Below are 1,660 nucleotides of genomic sequence, written 5' to 3' on the forward strand. Positions count from 1 at the left end.
AGATCGTCGACCACGGAAGGGTCGGCGAGGGTGGAGGTATCGCCGAGCGAGGACACGTCGCCTTCCGCGATCTTGCGCAGGATGCGGCGCATGATCTTGCCCGATCGGGTCTTGGGCAGGCCGGGGGCAAACTGGAGCGCGTCGGGCGTTGCGATCGGGCCGATCTCGCTGCGCACCCAGTCGCGCAGTTCCTTGCGGAGATCGTCGGACGCCACAGCATGCGCGTTGAGCGTCACATAGGCATAGATGCCCTGCCCCTTGATGTCGTGCGGCATGCCGACCACCGCGGCTTCCGCCACCTTGGGGTGCGCGACCAGCGCGCTCTCCACCTCGGCGGTGCCCATGCGGTGGCCGGATACGTTGATCACATCGTCCACCCGGCCGGTGATCCAGTAATAGCCATCCTCGTCGCGCCGGCAGCCATCGCCGGTGAAATACTTGCCCGGATAGGTCGTGAAATAGGTCTGGAAGAAGCGCGCATGATCGCCCCACACGGTGCGCATCTGCCCGGGCCAGCTGCGCGCGATCACCAGATTGCCCTCGGTCGCGCCGTGCAGGATGTTGCCCTCTGCATCGACGATCTGCGGGTCGACCCCGGGAAGCGGCAGCGTCGCCGATCCCGGCTTGAGCGCCGTCGCGCCCGGCAAGGGCGTGATCATCTGCCCGCCCGTCTCGGTCTGCCACCAGGTGTCGACGATCGGGCAGCGCCCCTCGCCCACCACGTCATAATACCAGCGCCACGCCTCCGGGTTGATCGGCTCGCCCACCGTGCCGAGCAGCCTGAGCGACTTGCGGCTGGTGGCGGTCACATAATCATCGCCCTCGCGCATCAGCGCGCGCAGCGCGGTGGGCGCGGTGTATAGGATCTCGACCTTGTGGCGATCGACCACCTGCCAGATGCGGCTGGCGTCGGGCCAGTTGGGGACGCCTTCGTACATCAGCGTGGTGCCGCCATTGGCGAGCGGACCATAGACGATATAGCTGTGCCCGGTGACCCAGCCGATATCGGCCGCGCACCAATAGATCTGCCCGGGGCGGTAATCGAACACCAGCTCGTGCGTGTAGCCCGCCCAGAGCAGATAGCCGCCCGACGAGTGGAGCACGCCCTTGGGCTTGCCGGTCGAGCCCGAGGTATAGAGGATGAACAGCGGATCCTCCGCGCCCATCGGCTCGGGCGCACACTCGGCGGAGACCAGGGCGGCGGCTTCGTCGTACCAGATATCGCGGCCCGGCTGCATCGGCACGTCGCCGCCGGTTGCGCGCACCACGATCACCTTCTCGAGCGCAGGCGCCAGCTTTGCCGCGGCATCGACATTGACCTTGAGCGGAACCTTCTTGCCCCCGCGCCGCCCTTCATCGGCGGTGATCACCACCGCGCTGTCGCAATCGGTGATCCGCCCGGCAAGCGCATCGGGCGAGAAGCCGCCGAACACCACCGAATGGATCGCCCCGATCCGCGCACAGGCCAGCAAGGCGAACGCCGCCTCGGGGATCATCGGCATATAGATCGTGACGCGGTCGCCCTTTTGCACGCCCTGCGCCTTCAGCACATTGGCGAAGCGGCAGACTTCCGCATGCAACTGGCGATAGGTGAAGCTGCGCGGGCTCTCCGAAGGCTCGTCGGGCTCCCACACTATCGCAACCGTATCGCCCCGCTTCG

Annotated in this window: 1 protein-coding gene; it reads right to left on the reverse strand. The window is 67.0% G+C overall.

The genetic code is table 11. The features are described 5' to 3' along the window. On the reverse strand, positions 1-1,660 hold a 1,660-nt coding region (gene acs / locus SSO01S_RS17015; RefSeq protein ID WP_066801627.1), incomplete at both ends, for an acetate--CoA ligase.

It is taken from the genome of Sphingomonas soli NBRC 100801 (assembly GCF_001591025.1).
Taxonomy (GTDB): domain Bacteria; phylum Pseudomonadota; class Alphaproteobacteria; order Sphingomonadales; family Sphingomonadaceae; genus Sphingomonas; species Sphingomonas soli.